Below are 17,564 nucleotides of genomic sequence, written 5' to 3'. Positions count from 1 at the left end.
GGTCGGTCACTTCACCGCTCCCGCCGTCAGCCCGGCGACGAGGTAGCGCTGCAGGAGGAGGAACCCGGCCACCACGGGCACGCTGACGACCAGCGAGGCGGCCATGATCTGGTTCCAGTACACGTCGTTGAGGGTGGAGTAGCCCTGGAGCCCGACGGCGAGCGTGCGGGTGGTGTCGTTGGTCATGACGGAGGCGAACAGCACCTCTCCCCAGGCCGTCATGAAGGCGTACACGGCGACCGCGACGATGCCGGGGACCGCGGCCGGCACGACGATCCGCAGCAGCGCCCCGAGCGGTCCGCAGCCGTCCACCAGTGCCGCCTCGTCCAGGTCGCGCGGCACCGAGTCGAAGTAGCCGATCAGCATCCAGATGGAGAAGGGCAGGGAGAAGGTGAGATACGTCAGGATCAGCCCGCCGCGCGAGCCGAACAGGGCGATGCCGGTGGCGTTGCCGATGTTGACGTAGAGGAGGAAGAGCGGGAGAAGGAAGAGGATGCCGGGGAACATCTGCGTGGACAGCACGGTGACCGTGAAGACGCGCTTGCCGCGGAAGTCGTAGCGGCTCACCGCGTACGCGCTGAACACCGCGATCACCACCGAGCAGACCGTCGCCGCGCCCGCCACGACCAGCGAGTTCACGAAGTGGCGCGCGAGCGGGACGGTCGACCAGATGTCGACGTACGGCCGGATCGTCAGGCCGCTCGGCAGCCAGCGGAACGCGCCCGAGACGTCCGCGAGGGGCTTCAGGGAACTGGAGACCATGACGTACACCGGCACCAGGACGAAGCCGGTGAGCAGGGTGAGGAAGATCCGCCGGGACCACAGGAACGAACGCGGCGGCGCCATGGGCGAGTCGGGCACGGCCCGGTGGAGCTCAGGCATCGGCGGGCCTCCGTCCGCGCGAGGTGACGGCCAGGTACACGCCGGTCACGAGCAGCAGGAAGAGCAGCAGCAGGACCGACATGGCGGACCCGGCGCCGAAGTTCCAGGTGACGAAGGACGCCTGGTAGATGTGGACCGAGACGAGGTCGGCGGCCTCCGGGGCGGCCCTGCCGAACAGCACGTAGGGCGTGTTGAAGTCGTTGAACGTCCACAGGAACAGCACCAGGACCAGGACCTGGTTGACCGGGCGCAGCGACGGCAGGGTGATGCGGCGGATCTGCTGCCACACGCCGGCGCCGTCCAGCGCGGCCGCCTCGTACAGTTCGCGCGGGATGTTCTGCAGGCCCGCCGTCACGATCAGGAAGGCGAACGGCCAGCCCTTCCACACCGACACGGTGAGCAGGGCGTAGAAGGCGTTGTCGCCGATCAGCCAGAAGGACGGCTCGTCGGTGAGGTGCAGCTGGTCGTGCAGGACGTGGTTCACCAGGCCGTTGTCGTGCTGGAACATGAACACCCAGGTGATGACGGCCGCGTAGACGGGCAGCGCGTACGGCACCAGGAACAGGGCGCGCAGCAGGCCGCGGCCGCGGAAGGCGTCCTGCATGCAGATCGCCGCCGCCGTGCCGATCAGCCAGCACAGACCCACCGAGAGCAGGGTGAAGGCGACGGTGACGAGGAAGGAGTGCAACAGGGCTTCGCCGACGGGGGCGTCGAAGTCGACGGACACCGAGTAGTTGTCGAGTCCGGCCCAGGGGGCCGTGCCCCAGTCGCGGATGTATGCCTGGGTGAGTTCCTTGAAGCTCATCACGATGCCGACGACCATCGGCACCAGGTGGACGAGGAGTTCGAGCAGCAAGGCGGGCAGGAGCAGCAGGTAGGGCAGTCCGATGCGGCGGATCCGTCCGGGGCGGCGGGGGCCGCCCGCCGCCCCGGAGGCGTCCTTGCGCACGGTGGCCCGCTCGGTGACCGTGGTCGTCATCACGCTCACTTCGTCGGCATCTGCTGCTGGGCCTTCTCCAGGCGGGCCTTGACCGACGCGGTGGTCACCGTGCGTCCGGCGGCCGCCTCGGCGAACAGCTCCTTGACGGCCGTACCGACGGCCGTCTCGAACTGCGACTCGTCGGCGACCTGCGGCAGCGCCGCGGCGCTCCGGGCGAGGGTGTCCTTCAGGACGGCGTTCGCGGGGGTGTTGAAGGCCGGGTCGGCCTGCGCCGCGGCGACCGGCGGGATCGAGCTGTAGGCCTTGTTGAGGATCTTCTGCTCCTCGTCGCCGGTCATGAACTTCACGAACTCCGTGGCACCGTCGAGGTTGTCGGTGTTCTTGAAGACGGCCAGGTTGATGCCGGCGACCATGGAGTTGACCTGCGTGCCCGTGCCGGGCGTGCCCGACCGGACCGGGACGGGCGCGATGCCGTAGGCGTCCTCGCTCATGCCCTGGGACGCGAGGTTGGCGGACGCGGACTGCCAGAGGAGCATCGCCGTACGGCCCTTGGCGAAGTCGCTGACGGACTGGTTCTGCGCGTACTCGGCGTTGCCCTGCGGGACGACCTCGTCCTCGGCCATCAGGTCGACGTACTGCTTGACCGCGGCGACCACGCCGTCCGAGGTGAAGTCGGGCTTGCCGTCGGCGGTGAAGAAGTCCGCTCCGTGCTGCTGGGCGAAGACGAAGACGTGGTGGACGTTCTCGGAGACGTTGGCGCCCTCGGCGCCCAGGACCTGCTTGCCCTTCGCCCGGATCTTCTTGCCGTCGGCCACCAGCTCGTCCCAGGTGGCGGGCGGCCGGGTGATGCCGGCGTCGGCGAGTATCCGCTTGTTGTAGTAGAGCGCGTACGCCATCGAGTACAGCGGGACGGCGGCCGGGTCCTCGCCTTCGGCGCCGGTCGAGCCGAGCGCCGAGTCGACGAAACGGTCCCTGCCGCCGATCTTGGCGAGGTTCGCGTCGTCCCACGGCAGCAGCGCGCCGGTGGCCTGCAGGGAGGCCGACCATGTGTTGCCGATGTTCAGCACGTCGGGGCCCTGGCCCGACGTGGTCGCGGTGAGGATCCGGTTGAGCAGGTCCGACCAGGGGACGACCTCCAGCTTCACCTCGATCCCGGTCCGCTTCTCGAACTTGTCGAGTTCGGGCTGGAGCACCTTCTTGTCGACTTCGATGCTCGCGCCCTGGTTGGACGCCCAGTACGTCAGCGTCCCGGGCGAGTCGTTCGACCCGCCGCCGTCCGTCGACGTGCCGCCCCCGCAGGCCGTCGCGGTGAGGGCGAGGGACAGCACGACGGCGGTTGCGGCTGCGGCTCCGATGGTGCGCATGGGTCGACCCCCAGTGGTGGCTCATGGCTTAATTTAGGACGTGAGTTAAACCCTGGAAGAGAAAGGCGTCAAGGGGTGCGGCAGCGATCGGGGAAGTCGTGTTCCACCACTTGACGTACGCGTTCGGGTAGTTGAAGCATTCAGCGACGAGAGAGCGCTCTCAAGACCGCAGCCGTTCACTTCCTGAATCAGCCGTTCACTTCGAGCCGACCTGCCGGCCGGCCGAACCGTTCCATCGGATCCACGAGCCGTGCCATCGGATCCGCGAGCCGTTCCATCGGACGCACGAGCCGTCCGGTCAGCGTTCGCGCCACCCCACCGAGGAGAGCCGCCCATGCCCCACACCTCCGCGCAGCCCCCCGCCCCGCGCCGCAGAGCCGTCCTCGCGGCCGCGGCGGCCGCCGCACCCGCCCTCGCCGGAATGTCCGCCGCGCCGGCCTCCGCCACCCCGCGTGCGGCGCGCCCCCGCCTTCTGCCGGGCGGTGGCGATCTCGGACCGAACGTCCTCGTCTTCGACCCGTCGACCCCGGACATCCAGGCCCGCCTCGACGAGGTGTTCCGGCAGCAGGAGTCGGCCCAGTTCGGCACCGGGCGCTACGCGTTGCTGTTCAAGCCCGGCACCTACCACGGCCTCAACGCCCGACTGGGCTTCTACACCTCGATCGCGGGCCTCGGACTCTCCCCCGACGACACGACCATCAACGGGGACGTGACGGTCGACGCGGGCTGGTTCGGCGGGAACGCCACGCAGAACTTCTGGCGTTCGGCGGAGAACCTCGCGCTCGTCCCGGCCGGCGGCACCAACCGCTGGGCGGTCGCCCAGGCGGCGCCCTTCCGCCGTATGCACGTCCGCGGCGGCCTCGACCTGGCGCCCACCGGCTACGGCTGGGCCAGCGGCGGCTACATCGCCGACAGCCGCATCGACGGCCAGATCGGACCGTACTCGCAGCAGCAGTGGTACACCCGGGACAGCGCGATCGGCAGCTGGCTCAACGGCGTCTGGAACATGGTCTTCTCGGGCGTCGAGGGCGCCCCCGCCCAGAGCTTCCCCAACCCGCCCTACACCACGCTCGACACGACCCCGGTCTCCCGGGAGAAGCCCTTCCTGTACGTCGACGGCGGCGGCGCCTTCCGGGTCTTCCTGCCGGCCAAGCGGACGAACGCGCGCGGCGTCAGCTGGGGCGGCGGCACACCGCGCGGCACCTCCCTGCCCCTGTCCCGGTTCTACGTCGCCGAGCCCGGCGTCCCGGCGGCGACGCTCAACCGGGCCCTCGCGCAGGGCCTGCACCTGCTGCTGACCCCGGGCATCTACCACCTCGACCAGCCGGTCCGGGTCAACCGCCCCGACACCGTCGTCCTCGGCCTGGGATACGCCACGCTGATCCCGGACAACGGCGTCACCGCGCTGAAGGTCGCCGACGTCGACGGGGTCCGGCTCGCCGGCTTCCTCGTGGACGCCGGACCGGTCAACTCCCGCACCCTGCTGGAGATCGGCCCGACCGGGGCGTGGCGCGACCACTCCGCCAACCCCACCACCGTCCAGGACGTGTTCGTCCGGATCGGCGGGGCCGGCGCCGGCAGGGCCACCACCAGCATGGTCGTCAACAACCGGCACACGATCGTCGACCACACCTGGGTCTGGCGCGCCGACCACGGCGACGGCGTCGGCTGGGAGACCAACCGGGCCGACCACGGCGTCGTCGTCAACGGCCACGACGTGCTGGCCACCGGCCTGTTCGTGGAGCACTTCAACAAGTACGACGTGCAGTGGTTCGGCCAGCGCGGCCGCACGATCTTCTTCCAGAACGAGAAGGCGTACGACGCCCCGAACCAGGCGGCCATCCAGAACGGCGCGCTCAAGGGGTACGCCGCCTACAGGGTCGGCGACAACGTCACCACGCACGAGGCCTGGGGCCTGGGCAGCTACTGCTACTACAACGTCGACCCCACGATCGTGCAGCACCACGGCTTCGCCGCGCCGAACACCCCGGGCGTGAAGTTCCACGACCTGCTGGTGATCTCCCTCGGCGGCAACGGCCAGTACGAGGCCGTCATCAACGACACCGGGGCGCCCACCTCCGGAACGTCCACGGTGCCGTCGGTGGTGGTCTCCTACCCCTGACGCCGGCCCGTCGGACGATCGGGGGACGCCTCCGGTGCCGGTTCGCACCGCGGACCCGGTGTGTCCGCGGTGCGAACCGGCCGCCGGTCCGTGCGAACCGGCCGCCGGTCACCGCCTGCTACGGCGTCGCCGCCACGGCCGGCGCCGGTGCGGGCGCGTACCCCGTGGGACGGGCCGTGAAGGTGCCGCGGCCCTGGGTGCGGCTGCGCAGCCGGGTCGCGTAGCCGAACAGCTCCGCCAGCGGCACGGTGGCGGTGACCGCCGCCGAACCGCCGCGCACCACCGAACCGGTGACCCGGCCACGCCGGGCCGCCAGGTCACCGAGGACCCCGCCGACGGCGTCCTCGGGCACGGTGACCGTGACCTCGGTGACCGGCTCCAGCAGCACCATCGCGCAGGCGCGCAGGGCCTCCCGGAGCGCGAACCGGCCCGCCGTGCGGAAGGCCGTGTCGGAGGAGTCCTTCACATGGGTCGCCCCGTCGGTCAGGGTGACCCGCAGACCCGTCACCGGATGCCCGCCGAGGGGACCCTCGGCGAGGGCGTCCCGGCAGCCCGCCTCGACGGCGCGGACGAACTCCTGCGGCACGCGCCCGCCGACCACGGCGGACCGGAAGTCGAACCCCTCCTGAAGCGGCTGCACCTCGATCACCACGTGCGCGAACTGCCCGGCGCCGCCGTCCTGTTTGACGTGCCGGTACACCACACCGGACACGCCCCGGGCCACCGTCTCGCGGTACGTCACCCTGGGACGGCCGACGTTGACGTCCAGCCCGAGGGCACGGCGGATCTTCTCCACCGCGACCTCCAGGTGCAGTTCACCCATGCCCGACAGCACCGTCTGACCGGTCTCGGGATCGGTCCGCACGACCAGCGACGGATCCTCCTCCGCCAGCCGGGCGAGCGCCGAGGCCAGCCGGTCGGTGTCGGTGCTCCGGCACGCCTCCACCGCCACCGACACCACGGGATCGGGAACCCCGGGCGGTTCCAGGACCAGCGGGGCGCCGGGCACGCACAGGGTCGAACCCGCGCGGGCCGACTTGAGCCCGATCACCGCCACGATGTCCCCCGCGACCGCCCGGTCGAGCTGGGCGTGCCGGTCGGCCTGGACCCGCAGGATCCGTCCGATCCGCTCGACGCGGCGGGTGCCGGACTCCCACACGGGGTCTCCCTTCTCGATCGTTCCCGAGTACACCCGCAGATACGTGAGCCGTCCCGTGGGCGTGGCACTGACCTTGAACGCGAGGGCGGCGAACGGGGCGCCGGGGTCGGCGGGGCGTCGCTCGTCGGAGGGATCGCGCATACCGTCGGCGGGATGTCGCATACCGTCGGCGGTACTCTGCGTGCCATCCGCCGGCTGCACACCATCGACGGGATGCCGCATACCGTCGACCGCACCTCGTCCACCGTCGCCGCCGTCCCGGACACCGCGTACGGCCGGCACGTCCAGCGGCGACGGCAGATAGTCGACCACGGCGTCGAGCAGCGGTTCGACGCCCCGGTTGCGGTACGCCGAGCCGCACAGCACGACCACGCCGTCACCGCTGCGGGTGAGGTCCCGCAGGGCGGCGGTGAGCGTCGCGGCGGACAGCGTCTCCCGGTCGCAGAACTCCTCCAGCGCGGCGGGGTGCCGTTCGGCCACGGCTTCCTCCAGGAGGGCGCGCCGGCGCAGCGCCTCCTCCCGCAGGACCTCCGGCACCTCCCCCTCGACGGCCGTGTCGCCGCCGTCGCCCCAGGTCAGTGACCGCATGCGGAGCAGGTCCACGACGCCGGTGAAGCCGTCCTCGGCTCCGATGGGCAGCTGGACGACGAGGGGGACGGGGTGCAGGCGGTCGCGGATGGACGCCACGGCGGTGTCGAGGTCGGCGCCCGCCCGGTCCAGCTTGTTGACGAACGCGATCCTCGGTACGCCGTGCCGGTCGGCCTGGCGCCACACCGATTCGCTCTGCGGCTCCACGCCGGCGACGGCGTCGAACACCGCCACCGCCCCGTCGAGCACCCGCAGGGACCGCTCCACCTCGTCGGCGAAGTCGACGTGCCCGGGCGTGTCGATCAGGTTGATGCGGTGACCTTTCCAGTCGCAGCTGACGGCCGCCGCGAAGATGGTGATACCACGGTCGCGCTCCTGGGGGTCGAAGTCGGTGACGGTCGTGCCGTCGTGCACCTCGCCGCGCTTGTGCGTGGTGCCGGTGGCGTACAGGATCCGCTCGGTGACGGTGGTCTTTCCGGCGTCGACGTGGGCGAGGATGCCCAGGTTGCGCACGGCGGCGAGGTGACGGTCGAGGTTGTTGCGCACGGCCCTTGGCCTTTCGGGTGTTCTCGGGGAACGGGCGGCGCGATTGACCGACGCACACATGCGTGACGTGCCGTCAGCCCGGTGCGGGCGACGGCGCGTTGAAGGACTCGGTGGGCGTCAGCTCATCCGGTGCCGGCCGCGCAGCGGACACCGGACGGACGAAGACACGAGGATCACCTCGTAGCGTGCGCGGGGAGCGAGGACAGCGGTGTGGTCACGCATGGCCGGGCTCCCTTCGTTCGTCACGGCACGGCTGCCCAGGTGGTGGGCGGCGCTTGATCTTCGGCGAGTTTAGGGCGGGACGGGCGGACGCCGCACGCGATTTGTCGTCGCGCCGCGGCCCCCGGCCCCCGCGCCCTTCACCGTCGTACGGTCACGCCGCTGTTTCCTGCGCCGCGTAGAAGTGCCGCCGCACCCGGCGCAGCCACGCCTCGGCGGCCGTCTCGTCGGGCTGTTCCGGCAGGACACTTCGGGTCTCGGTGAACTTCTCCTCGAAGTCGCGCAGCAGCGGCAGGGCCGCCTCGGGGTCGGCGGCGACCTGCTCGCCGAACCGGTGGTAGCTCTCCGGGTCGTCCACGCGGATCGTCAACCGCCCCGTGGCGTACAGCTCGTAGCCCTGGGTGCACAGCCGCTTGAGGTGCCGGGCGTGCTTGGCGATCCGCCGGCTCGTCTGGGCCTCGGGTGTGCGCTCGCCGCGGTTCTGCAGCTTGCGGAACTGCTGGGTGGCGTAGCCGAGGTAGGCGTCGCGGACCCGGCGGGCGCTCGGCAGCGTCGTACGGATGCCGATGAGGTCGTCGCCCAGCGGGGTGCGGACCTCGTACAACTCGTCCGGAAGCCAGACGAGTTCCATGACGGTGGGGTTGCCGCCGAGGGCGAGCCGGCACCATTTGGCGGCCTCGTGCAGGGTGCGGTCGGGCGCCGTGCTGACGTGGGACTCCTTCGGCGTGTGCAGGCCGTGCAGTTCCTCGGTGGGTGCCGCGAACAGGCCGAGGCGGTCCACGTCGGACCCTTCGCGCGCGAGCCCGTAGGCGGTCGAGCCGACGATGCCGGACAGGAGGATGTTGGTGACGGTCACTGGTGCCCCCGTTGGTGTGCGCCCGGCTGAGTGCCCGGGTGGTGGTCCGCCCGTCGCCCCGGTGCGTCGCCGACCGTGGTGCGTCGCCGGCTCCGTGCGTTGCCGGCCTCCGTGGACGGGTGACCGCTGCCGGGCGACGGGACCGCCATGATGCCCGGCATCCTCCCCGCCCACCTCACATTTTCCGCGGCCCGTCCCCTTCCCCGCCCGCTCGGGCCTACTTCCTGAGCTGGGGACCATGTGACATATTACTGCCGTGACCAAGCGACCGAGCGGTGACGTGGTGGTCGTCGGCGCCGGCATGGTGGGCGCCGCCTGTGCGCTGTACGCGGCCCGCGCGGGGCTCGACGTCGTCCTGGTCGACCGCGGCCCGGTGGCGGGCGGCACGACCGGCGCGGGCGAGGGAAACCTCCTCGTCTCCGACAAGGAGCCCGGTCCCGAACTCCGACTCGCCCTGCTGTCGCTGCGGTTGTGGGCGGACCTGGCCGAAGAGCTGGGCGCGGCCGTGGAGTACGAGCCGAAGGGCGGGCTCGTCGTGGCGTCCACGCCCGAGGCGCTCAGCGCCCTGACGGACCTGGCCGCGGGCCAGCGCGCGGCCGGGGTGGAGACGGTCGCCGTGGAGCCCGGCCGACTCCACGACCACGAACCGTACGTGGCTCCCGGACTCGCGGGAGGCGTCCTGTACCCGCAGGACGCCCAGGTGATGCCCACGCTGGCCGCCGCCCGTCTCGTACGAGCCTCCGGTGCGCGACTGGAGACGGGCCGGACGGTGACGGGGGTGTTGCGCGGCGCCGACGGCTCGGTCCGCGGTGTGCGCACCGACCAGGGCGACGTCCTCGCGCCGGCCGTGGTGAACGCGGCCGGCACCTGGGGCGGCGAGGTGGCCGCGCTGGCCGGGGCGCCCCTGCCGGTACTGCCCCGCCGGGGATTCGTCCTGGCCACCGAACCGCTGCCGCGCCGGGTGCGGCACAAGGTGTACGCCGCCGACTACGTGGCCGACGTGGCCAGTGACTCCGCCGCCCTGCAGACCTCCCCGGTCGTCGAGGGCACCGCCGCCGGACCCGTGCTGATCGGCGCGAGCCGTGAACGGGTCGGATTCGACCGGTCGTTCTCCCTGCCGGTGGTCCGGGCGCTGGCCGCCGGGGCGACCCGGCTGTTCCCGTTCCTGGAGCACGTGCGGGTGATGCGCACGTACCTCGGGTTCCGCCCGTACCTGCCCGACCACCTGCCCGCGGTCGGTGCCGACCCGCGGGTACCGGGGCTGTTCCACGCCTGCGGGCACGAGGGCGCGGGCATCGGGCTCGCGACCGGCACCGGCCACCTGATCGCGCAGGCGCTGACCGGCGCGGTCCCGGAACTGGACCTGGCGCCCTTCCGTCCCGACCGCTTCGCCGAGGAGGCCGTCCGTTGAACACCTCGCGCGTTCCAGGAGGACACCGCCTGTCCCAGGTGCCGTCCCCGTCCCGAGGAGCCCGTTCGTGAACCCGTCGCGCCTGGTGCGGGCCCGGCCGGGCGCCCCGTTCACCCTCGCCTTCGACGGCCGGGAGATCGAGGCGCTGCCCGGACAGACGATCGCCGCCGCGCTGTGGTCGGCCGGCGTCACCGCCTGGCGCACCACGCGCGGCGGGGGGCGGCCGCGCGGGGTGTTCTGCGGGATCGGCGTGTGCTTCGACTGCCTGGTCACCGTCGACGGCCGCCCCAACCAGCGGGCCTGCCTGGTGCCCGCCGCCCCGGGCGCGGACGTCCGTACCCAGGAAGGGACGGGCCACCATGACTGAGCGCCGCCCGGTCCTCGCGGTGATCGGGGCCGGCCCGGCCGGTCTGGCCGCCACCCTGGCGGCGGCCGCGCGGGGCGTCCGCGTGACACTGGTCGACTCCGCGACGGAGCCCGGCGGCCAGTTCTACCGGCAGCCCGCACGCGGCCTCGGCGCCCGGCGTCCCCGGGCGCTCCACCACCAGTGGCGCACCTGGGAGCGCCTGCGCGCCGGACTGGACGCGCGGCTCGCGGCGGGAGAGGTCACCTGTCTGAATGATCGTCATGTCTGGTGCGTGGAGCGGGAGTCGACGGGCTTCACCGTTCACGCGCTGCTCGGTCCGGAGCAGCGGGAGTCCGCGGCGTTGCGCGCCGACGGGGTGCTGATCGCGACCGGCGGTTACGAGAAGGTCCTGCCGTTCCCCGGCTGGACGCTGCCCGGTGTGGTCACCGCCGGCGGCGCCCAGGCCCTGTTGAAGGGCGGGCTCGTGCTCCCCGGTCGCACGGCGGTCGTGGCCGGCACCGGTCCCCTGCTCCTGCCGGTCGCGACCTGTCTCGCGGCGGCGGGCGCCGAGGTGGCCGCCCTGGTCGAGTCGGCCCGCCCGGGGGACTTCGTACGCCGGGCCCGTCCCCTCGCCCAGGCACCGGCGAAGCTCGTCGAAGGCGCCGGCTATCTGTCCCGACTCCTGTACCGCGGGGTGCCCGTGAGGACCCGTCATACGGTGCTGGAGGCGCACGGCGACGAGCGGCTGGAGGCCGTGACCGTCGCCGCGCTCGGCCCCGCGGGGCGCCCGGTGCCCGGCAGCGAGCGCCTCCTCCCCTGCGACACCCTGGCGGTGAGCCACGGGCTGCTTCCCCACACCGATCTCGCGGACGGCCTCGGCTGCGGCCTCGACGGACCGGCCGTGCGCGTGGACGACGAACAGCGCACCGACGTCCCCGGCGTCTGGGCCGCCGGGGAGACCACGGGGATCGGCGGCGCGGCGCTGTCCCTGGCGGAGGGACACATCGCGGGACGGTCGGCGGCGGCCCGCCTGCGCGGCACGGCCCCCGACCCCGGCGGGTGGGCGCGGGCCGCCGAGGCCCGGGCCCGGCTGCGCGCCTTCTTCGCGGAACTCGACGGCGTCTGCGCGCCCGCGGCCCACTGGCCGGAGCAGGTCACCGACGCGACGGTGGTGTGCCGGTGCGAGGAGGTCACGGCGGGGGCGGTCCGCGAGGCCGTCGGCTCGCTGGGCGCCGGGGACCTGCGCACCGTGAAGCTGCTGACCCGGGCCGGGATGGGCTGGTGCCAGGGCCGGATGTGCGAACCGGGGGTGGCGGGCGTGGCGGGCTGTGCGGCGGCCCCCGCGCGACGGCTGCTGGCCCGCCCGGTCCCCCTCGGCGTCCTGGCCGCGCCCACCGACCCGCCACCAGCACAGTGACATGTCACACCGCACCGACCCGCCTCGACGCGTCGGACGTACGAGCAAGCCCACCACGGAAGAGAGGCCCGCTCCCATGACCACTCCCCGGCATCGCCCCTGGCGAGGCGTCCTCGTCGCCACCGCGCTCCCCCTCCGCGAGGACCTCTCCGTGGACTACGACCGGTACGCGGAGCACTGCGCCTGGCTGGTGGCGAACGGCTGCGACGGCGTCGTGCCGAACGGCTCGCTCGGCGAGTACCAGGTCCTCACGCCCGAGGAACGCGCCCGGGTGGTGGCGACCGCGGTGGCCGCGATCGGCGGGGAGCGGGTGATGCCGGGGGTCGCGGCGTACGGTGCGGCCGAGTCGCGGCGGTGGGCGGAGCAGGCGCGCGAGGCGGGCTGCGGGGCGGTGATGCTGCTGCCGCCCAACGCCTACCGGGCCGACGAGCGGGCGGTCGTGGCGCACTACGCGCAGGTCGCGGAGGCGGGCCTGCCGGTGGTGGCCTACAACAACCCGATCGACACCAAGGTCGACCTCGTGCCCGAACTGCTGGCACGGCTGCACGCCGAGGGATTCATCGAAGGTGTGAAGGAGTTCTCCGGTGATGTCCGGCGCGCCTACCGGATCGCCGAACTCGCCCCGGAACTGGACCTGTTGATCGGGGCCGACGACGTGCTGCTGGAGCTGGCGGTGGCCGGTGCGAAGGGCTGGGTGGCCGGCTACCCCAACGCGCTGCCGCGCGCCTCGGTGGAGCTGTACCGGTCCGCCGTCGCCGGCGACCTCACCACCGCGCTGCCGCTGTACCGGCAGCTGCATCCGCTGCTGCGCTGGGACTCGCGCGTCGAGTTCGTACAGGCGATCAAGCTGTCGATGGACGTGGTGGGCCGGCACGGCGGCCCGTGCCGGCCACCCCGCCTCCCGCTGCTTCCCGAGCAGGCGGCGGCGGTGCGCGCGGCCACCGAGAAGGCCGTCGCCGCCGGTCTGGCATGACCCAAGCCGCCACAACTCCTCGGACCAGAAGGGGCCTTCATGCGCAGCACACTCGTCCTGCACGCCGTCGACTCGCACACCGAGGGCATGCCCACCCGGGTGATCACCGGCGGTATCGGCACCGTCCCGGGCGCGACGATGAACGAGCGGCGGCTGTACTTCCGTGAACACCGCGACGACATCAAGCAGTTGCTGATGAACGAGCCGCGCGGGCACTCCGCGATGAGCGGTGCGATCCTCCAGCCGCCCACCCGCCCGGACTGCGACTGGGGCGTCCTCTACATCGAGGTCTCCGGCTATCTGCCGATGTGCGGGCACGGCACGATCGGCGTGGCGACGGTGCTCGTCGAGACCGGCATGGTCGAGGTCGTCGAACCGGTCACCACCATCCGTCTGGACACCCCGGCCGGGCTCGTCGTCGCCGAGGTGGCGGTGGAGGACGGTGCCGCCAGGGCCGTCACGCTGCGGAACGTGCCGTCCTTCTCGGTCGCCCTGGACCGCAAGGCCACCCTGGCCGACGGCCGTACGGTGACGTACGACCTGGCGTACGGCGGCAACTTCTACGCGATCCTGCCGCTGGAGCAGTTCGGGCTGCCCTTCGACCGCGCCCGCAAGGACGACATCCTGCGGGCGGGGCTGTCGCTGATGGAGGCGGTCAACTCCGGGGAGGAGCCGGTCCATCCGGAGGACCCGTCCATCCGCGGCTGCCACCACGTCCACCTGTACGCGCCCGGCGCCACCGCCCGCCACTCCCGGCACGCCATGGCCATCCATCCGGGCTGGTTCGACCGCTCCCCCTGCGGTACGGGGACCAGCGCGCGCATGGCGCAGCTGCACGCCCGGGGCGAACTCCCCTTGCACACCGAGTTCGTGAACGAGTCGTTCATCGGCACCCGCTTCACGGGCCGGCTGCTCGGGACGACCGAGGTCGCCGGCCGTCCGGCGGTGCTGCCCAGTTTCACCGGCCGCGCCTGGATCACCGGGACGGCGCAGTATCTGCTCGATCCGACGGATCCGTTCCCGGCGGGGTTCGTGCTCTGACGGCCGGGACCGCGCCGCCGTAGATACTGGTGGTACGTGACATGGCACAGCCCGCCCCGAGGAGACCCCCGATGGCCGCCCCGTCCCCGAACAGCAGCCCGCAGCCCGCGGCTCCGTCGCTTCCCGTGCTCGGCGGCCGCCGCAGCAGCTACCGGGAGCGGGTCGCCGACGCCCTGCGGGCCGCGCTGATCGCGGGCGAGCTGCGGCCCGGCGAGGTGTACAGCGCCCCTGCCCTGGCGTCCCGGTTCGGCGTGTCGGCGACGCCGGTGCGCGAGGCGATGCTGGACCTGGCCAAGGAGGGCCTGGTGGACCCCGTCCCCAACAAGGGGTTCCGGGTCACCGAGGTCTCCGACCGGCAGCTCGACGAGTACACGCACATCCGGGCGCTCATCGAGATCCCCACGGTCGTGGCGCTGGCGACGACCGCCGACCCGGTGTCGCTGGAGGCGCTGCGGCCGGCCGCCCGGGAGATCGTCACCGCCGCGGTCGCGGGCGACCTGATCGCCTATGTCGAGGCCGACACCCGCTTCCACCTGGGCCTGCTCGCCCTGGCGGGCAACGCGCACCTCGTCGAGGTGGTCCGCGGTCTGCGCGGCCGGGCCCGCCTCTACGGCCTGACCGCCCTCGCCTCGTCGGGCCGGCTGCTGGCCTCGGCCGAGGAACACCTGGAACTCCTGGACGCCCTGCTGGCACGCGACGAGCGGACCGTGCACGAGGTGATGACACGCCACCTCGGGCACGTACGGGGGCTGTGGGCGTCCGCCCGCGACTAGGTCCCCTCCGGCGGAGTCCGCCGGGCCCGGCTCGCTCTCCGGTCGCCCCCTCCCCCCTTCCTTCGCATCGGCTCCCCTCTGCCCCGCGCTACGCGCCCGCGTCCTGTGATCCATGTCGCTGGTGTGGGAGGAGTGGGGCGTGTGTGCGATGGGCAGTCAATTGCCCGGGCGCGAAAGGATGGTGTCTTTCCTGTGGGGGATCCCGTGCGTGTGTGTGTCATCGGTGCAGGTCTGTCGGGGCTGGCGACGGCCCGTGCGCTGAAGTCCGAGGGGATCGACTTCGTCTGCCTGGACCGGGCCCGGGACGTCGGCGGGCTCTGGCGGCAGCCCCAGGCCGGTGAGCGCGGCCCCGGCTATCTCTCGCTGCACCTCAACACCAACAAACGGCTCACCGGTTACGCCGACTACCCCATGCCGGCCTCGTACCCCGTCTACCCCCGGCACAGCGACTTCGCCGCCTATCTGCGTTCCTTCGCCGAGTGGGCCGGTGTCCTGGACCGCGTCGAGCTGGAGACGACCGTCGAGTCGGTGCGGCAGGACGCCGACGGTGCGTGGACGGTCGTCAGCCGGGACGCCCGCGGTGCTCGCCGCGAACGCGGTTTCACCCATGTGATCGTGGCCTCGGGGCACAACACCGAACCGCTCCTGCCCGAGCCGCCGCCGGGTGCCGAGACGTTCGAGGGAAGGATTCTGCACGCGGTCGACTACCGCGACGGCAGCGACTACGCCGGGCAGCGCGTCGTCGTCGTGGGGCTGGGCGCCTCCGCGGTGGACATCGCCGCGGATCTCTCCCGGTACGCCGAGCGGACGCTCCTCTCCGTGCGCCGGGGTCTGCACATCCTGCCCAAGCAGCTGTTCGGCATGCCCCTGGACGACGTCGCCGAGGCCCCGTGGTGGACCGGCATGTCCCTGGAGGAGCAGCGCCGGTTCATCGAGCAGGCCCTGCTCGTGGCCCGGGGCAAGCTCTCGGACTACGGTCTGCCCGAGCCGGACCACCGGATCTTCGCCTCGGCCGTGACGATCTCCGACGAGATACTCACCCGTATACGCCACGGCGGGGTCACGCCCCGGCCCGCGATCGACTTCGTCGAGGGCAGCCGGGTGGTGTTCACCGACGGCACGTCCGCGGAGGCCGACGCCATCGTCTACTGCACGGGGTACCGGATGGCGTTTCCGTTCCTGCCCGCCGGCTGCCCGATCGGTGCGCAGGGCTCGGTCGAGCTGTACAAGCGGGTCGTCGCGCCCGGCCACCCCGGGCTGTACTTCGTCGGCCTGGTCCGTCCGCACGGCTCGATCACACGGCTGGTGGAGGCGCAGACGCGCTGGGTGGCGCGGCTCGTCGCGGGCCGGGCGGTCCTGCCGGAGCCCGAGGTCATGCGCAAGGAGATCAACGCCTATCTGGGCGGCGTCGCCGGCCAGTACGGTCAGGCGCAGGGCGCGTCGATCCAGGTCAACGTGGCCCCGTATCTGGAGGAGTTGCGCGCGGAGTGACGGCGGCCGGGTGGCCGGCGGTATCAGGGGTCCGGTGCGCGCGGTCCGCGTTCGCGAGACCGGACCCTTCGTCGTGCCGCCGCCCGGGCGGTCGGGGCGGCTCACGCGTCCTTGCCGTGGAGGGAGGGGAGCGGTTCGACGACGTCGGCGTACGGCTCCCCTCGGAGTCTTTCGTGCTGCGGTGCCGCGGTGTGCCGTCACCGCGGCCGGTGCGGTGCCGGCGGCTACCGCCCGACCGTGGCTTCGGCGGGTGCGGTGACGGCGGGCGGGCGGACCTCGTACGCCTCCGAGGAGAGGTACGTCATGATCCGGGGCGGCCTGCCGTGCTGGTGCGCGAGGCCGAGGTAGGCGACGAGTCCGACGCCGTCCTCGGGCTGCCGGGACGTGACCGCGGCCACGGCCGGCAGTAGCGGTGCCGGGTCCATGCCGTAACGCCGCAGCAGTTCCGTGGCACGGGCCAGGGCCTCGCCGTCGTGCGGGGCGTGGTCGCGTACCGGGACGTAGAGCGTGAAGCCGCTGGGCAGGCCGGCGGCCGTGTCGGTGAAGGCGTGGCAGGTCTGGAGGGGCCGGCGGACGCGCCGTGGCCGCGGCCCGTCGTCCCCTCGTAAACCGTCGGCGCCGGTTCCGGTGGCGGCGCGGAGGAACTCCTCGATCTCCGCGGGGCCGGGGCCGCCCTCCATCCGGGACAGGGCGCCCACCTGCGCCGCCGGTACGTCGTGGTGCGCGAGGTAGACCTTCACCCGCGGTTCGTCCCAGTCGCCGAGGTCCAGGGCGAAGAACAGGTGGCGGTCCCCGTCGGGCAGTGCGGTGAACGCCTGCCGGTGGCCGAGACGTTTCAGCGCCTTGCGCACCGTTTTCGCGGCGTGCTGCGGGCCGTTCGCCGCGGGGTTCAGGTAGGCCTTCACCCGCGGGACCCCGCCGGGGCGCAGTTCCAGCGCGCACCACAGCGCCAGCGGGCCCTCGGGCGACGGCGGGAAGAACAGGTCCTCCAGCTCGTCGAGCCGGTCGGTCGTGACGCCCCAGCGTCCCGCCAGTTCACGCAGAACCCGCAGTCCGGTGGCGCCGTTGCGCGCCGGCCCCGCGGCACCGGCGCCCGGCTCCAGCAGGACCCGCAGGGTGGGCGCCCTGCCGGGTTCGAAGGAGAGCGAGAACTCCACCGGCGTGTGGTCGTCGGAGAGGAAGCTGTCGTCGGGCGGCGGCAGGTCGAGCGGGCGGCGGGCGACGGGACCCAGGGCCTCCACGAGTGTGCGCGCGTAGATCTGGGAGTCGGCCTCGGAAAGCCCCGCGATCCGGCTCAGCCTCAGCAGCTGACCCGCGGTGTGTCCGCCGAGGGTTCCCGCGGCGGCCGTGCCCGCGGTGTCCGGTCTGGGCGCGGTCACCGGCCCTCCCCCGGGAGGAGGGGACGGACAAGAAGATACCCGCCTGGTGGGGCGGGT

Annotated in this window: 14 protein-coding genes; 8 read left to right on the top strand and 6 right to left on the bottom strand. The window is 72.8% G+C overall.

The features are described from left to right. Window positions 1-6: 6 nt before the first annotated feature. The 3 genes from ACFY2L_RS07800 to ACFY2L_RS07790 are packed head-to-tail and all read right to left on the bottom strand — an operon-like array spanning window position 7 to window position 3,186. Window positions 7-846, bottom strand: a complete 840-nt coding sequence (locus ACFY2L_RS07800; RefSeq protein WP_390822391.1) for a carbohydrate ABC transporter permease — start codon at window positions 844-846, stop codon at window positions 7-9. Window positions 847-874: 28 nt separating this feature from the next. Next, complete coding sequence (locus ACFY2L_RS07795; RefSeq protein ID WP_390821782.1) at window positions 875-1,861, bottom strand: carbohydrate ABC transporter permease; 987 nt, start codon at window positions 1,859-1,861, stop codon at window positions 875-877. 5 nt (window positions 1,862-1,866) lie between these two features. Then, window positions 1,867-3,186 (bottom strand): ABC transporter substrate-binding protein, encoded by a 1,320-nt coding sequence (locus tag ACFY2L_RS07790; protein WP_390821781.1) that lies wholly within the window; start codon window positions 3,184-3,186, stop codon window positions 1,867-1,869. 334 nt (window positions 3,187-3,520) lie between these two features. Between ACFY2L_RS07790 and ACFY2L_RS07785 the strand changes: the two genes are divergently transcribed. After that, a complete protein-coding gene (locus ACFY2L_RS07785; RefSeq protein ID WP_390658700.1) occupies window positions 3,521-5,308 on the top strand; it encodes a coagulation factor 5/8 type domain-containing protein in 1,788 nt (595 codons plus the stop codon). A 118-nt stretch (window positions 5,309-5,426) separates the two neighbouring features. On the opposite strand, the gene ACFY2L_RS07780 is transcribed toward ACFY2L_RS07785, so the two are convergent. Both ACFY2L_RS07780 and ACFY2L_RS07775 read right to left on the bottom strand, forming a co-directional pair. After that, window positions 5,427-7,601: an elongation factor G gene (locus tag ACFY2L_RS07780; RefSeq protein WP_390821780.1), complete on the bottom strand. Its 2,175-nt coding sequence runs from the start codon at window positions 7,599-7,601 to the stop codon at window positions 5,427-5,429. Between the two features lie 373 nt (window positions 7,602-7,974). Then, window positions 7,975-8,676, bottom strand: a complete 702-nt coding sequence (locus ACFY2L_RS07775) for a DNA polymerase beta superfamily protein (RefSeq protein ID WP_390658702.1) — start codon at window positions 8,674-8,676, stop codon at window positions 7,975-7,977. A gap of 256 nt (window positions 8,677-8,932) precedes the next feature. Between ACFY2L_RS07775 and ACFY2L_RS07770 the strand changes: the two genes are divergently transcribed. The 7 genes from ACFY2L_RS07770 (at window position 8,933) to ACFY2L_RS07740 (ending at window position 16,128) form a co-directional block, all read left to right on the top strand. After that, window positions 8,933-10,087 carry an NAD(P)/FAD-dependent oxidoreductase gene (locus tag ACFY2L_RS07770; protein WP_390821779.1) on the top strand — a complete coding sequence of 385 codons (1,155 nt, stop codon included), beginning with the start codon at window positions 8,933-8,935 and terminating at the stop codon, window positions 10,085-10,087. A gap of 67 nt (window positions 10,088-10,154) precedes the next feature. Then, window positions 10,155-10,454, top strand: a complete 300-nt coding sequence (locus tag ACFY2L_RS07765) for a (2Fe-2S)-binding protein (protein ID WP_390821778.1) — start codon at window positions 10,155-10,157, stop codon at window positions 10,452-10,454. Next, window positions 10,447-11,850, top strand: coding sequence for an FAD-dependent oxidoreductase (locus ACFY2L_RS07760; RefSeq protein WP_390821777.1), 1,404 nt, complete (start codon window positions 10,447-10,449; stop codon window positions 11,848-11,850). Before ACFY2L_RS07765 ends, ACFY2L_RS07760 begins: the two co-directional genes overlap by 8 nt. Window positions 11,851-11,926: 76 nt before the next feature. Continuing rightward, window positions 11,927-12,823 (top strand): dihydrodipicolinate synthase family protein, encoded by an 897-nt coding sequence (locus ACFY2L_RS07755; RefSeq protein ID WP_390821776.1) that lies wholly within the window; start codon window positions 11,927-11,929, stop codon window positions 12,821-12,823. A 39-nt stretch (window positions 12,824-12,862) separates the two neighbouring features. Beyond that, complete coding sequence (locus ACFY2L_RS07750; protein ID WP_390658707.1) at window positions 12,863-13,864, top strand: proline racemase family protein; 1,002 nt, start codon at window positions 12,863-12,865, stop codon at window positions 13,862-13,864. Between the two features lie 71 nt (window positions 13,865-13,935). Then, a complete protein-coding gene (locus ACFY2L_RS07745; RefSeq protein ID WP_390821775.1) occupies window positions 13,936-14,637 on the top strand; it encodes a GntR family transcriptional regulator in 702 nt (233 codons plus the stop codon). A 204-nt stretch (window positions 14,638-14,841) separates the two neighbouring features. Next, entirely contained in the window at window positions 14,842-16,128 is a 1,287-nt protein-coding gene (locus tag ACFY2L_RS07740) for a flavin-containing monooxygenase (RefSeq protein WP_390658709.1), read from the top strand. A gap of 224 nt (window positions 16,129-16,352) precedes the next feature. Here ACFY2L_RS07740 and ACFY2L_RS07735 read toward each other — a convergent pair whose 3' ends face one another. Further along, on the bottom strand, window positions 16,353-17,507 hold the full coding sequence (locus tag ACFY2L_RS07735; protein ID WP_390821774.1) for a tryptophan dimethylallyltransferase family protein: 1,155 nt from the start codon (window positions 17,505-17,507) through the stop codon (window positions 16,353-16,355). Window positions 17,508-17,564: the final 57 nt, after the last annotated feature.

The sequence above is a fragment of the Streptomyces sp. NPDC001381 genome, from assembly GCF_042895685.1.
In the GTDB taxonomy this organism is placed as follows: domain Bacteria; phylum Actinomycetota; class Actinomycetes; order Streptomycetales; family Streptomycetaceae; genus Streptomyces.
This window is presented reverse-complemented; position numbering and strand designations above follow the sequence as displayed.

What these genes read in the sequence shown, in the direction of transcription:
- ACFY2L_RS07750 (WP_390658707.1), top strand. Translation starts at nt 12,863, where the DNA reads ATGCGCAGCACACTCGTCCTGCACGCCGTCGACTCGCACACCGAGGGC.
- ACFY2L_RS07745 (WP_390821775.1), top strand. Translation starts at nt 13,936, where the DNA reads ATGGCCGCCCCGTCCCCGAACAGCAGCCCGCAGCCCGCGGCTCCGTCG.
- ACFY2L_RS07795 (WP_390821782.1), bottom strand. Translation starts at nt 1,861, where the DNA reads ATGACGACCACGGTCACCGAGCGGGCCACCGTGCGCAAGGACGCCTCC.
- ACFY2L_RS07760 (WP_390821777.1), top strand. Translation starts at nt 10,447, where the DNA reads ATGACTGAGCGCCGCCCGGTCCTCGCGGTGATCGGGGCCGGCCCGGCC.
- ACFY2L_RS07790 (WP_390821781.1), bottom strand. Translation starts at nt 3,186, where the DNA reads ATGCGCACCATCGGAGCCGCAGCCGCAACCGCCGTCGTGCTGTCCCTC.
- ACFY2L_RS07800 (WP_390822391.1), bottom strand. Translation starts at nt 846, where the DNA reads ATGGCGCCGCCGCGTTCGTTCCTGTGGTCCCGGCGGATCTTCCTCACC.
- ACFY2L_RS07785 (WP_390658700.1), top strand. Translation starts at nt 3,521, where the DNA reads ATGCCCCACACCTCCGCGCAGCCCCCCGCCCCGCGCCGCAGAGCCGTC.
- ACFY2L_RS07755 (WP_390821776.1), top strand. Translation starts at nt 11,927, where the DNA reads ATGACCACTCCCCGGCATCGCCCCTGGCGAGGCGTCCTCGTCGCCACC.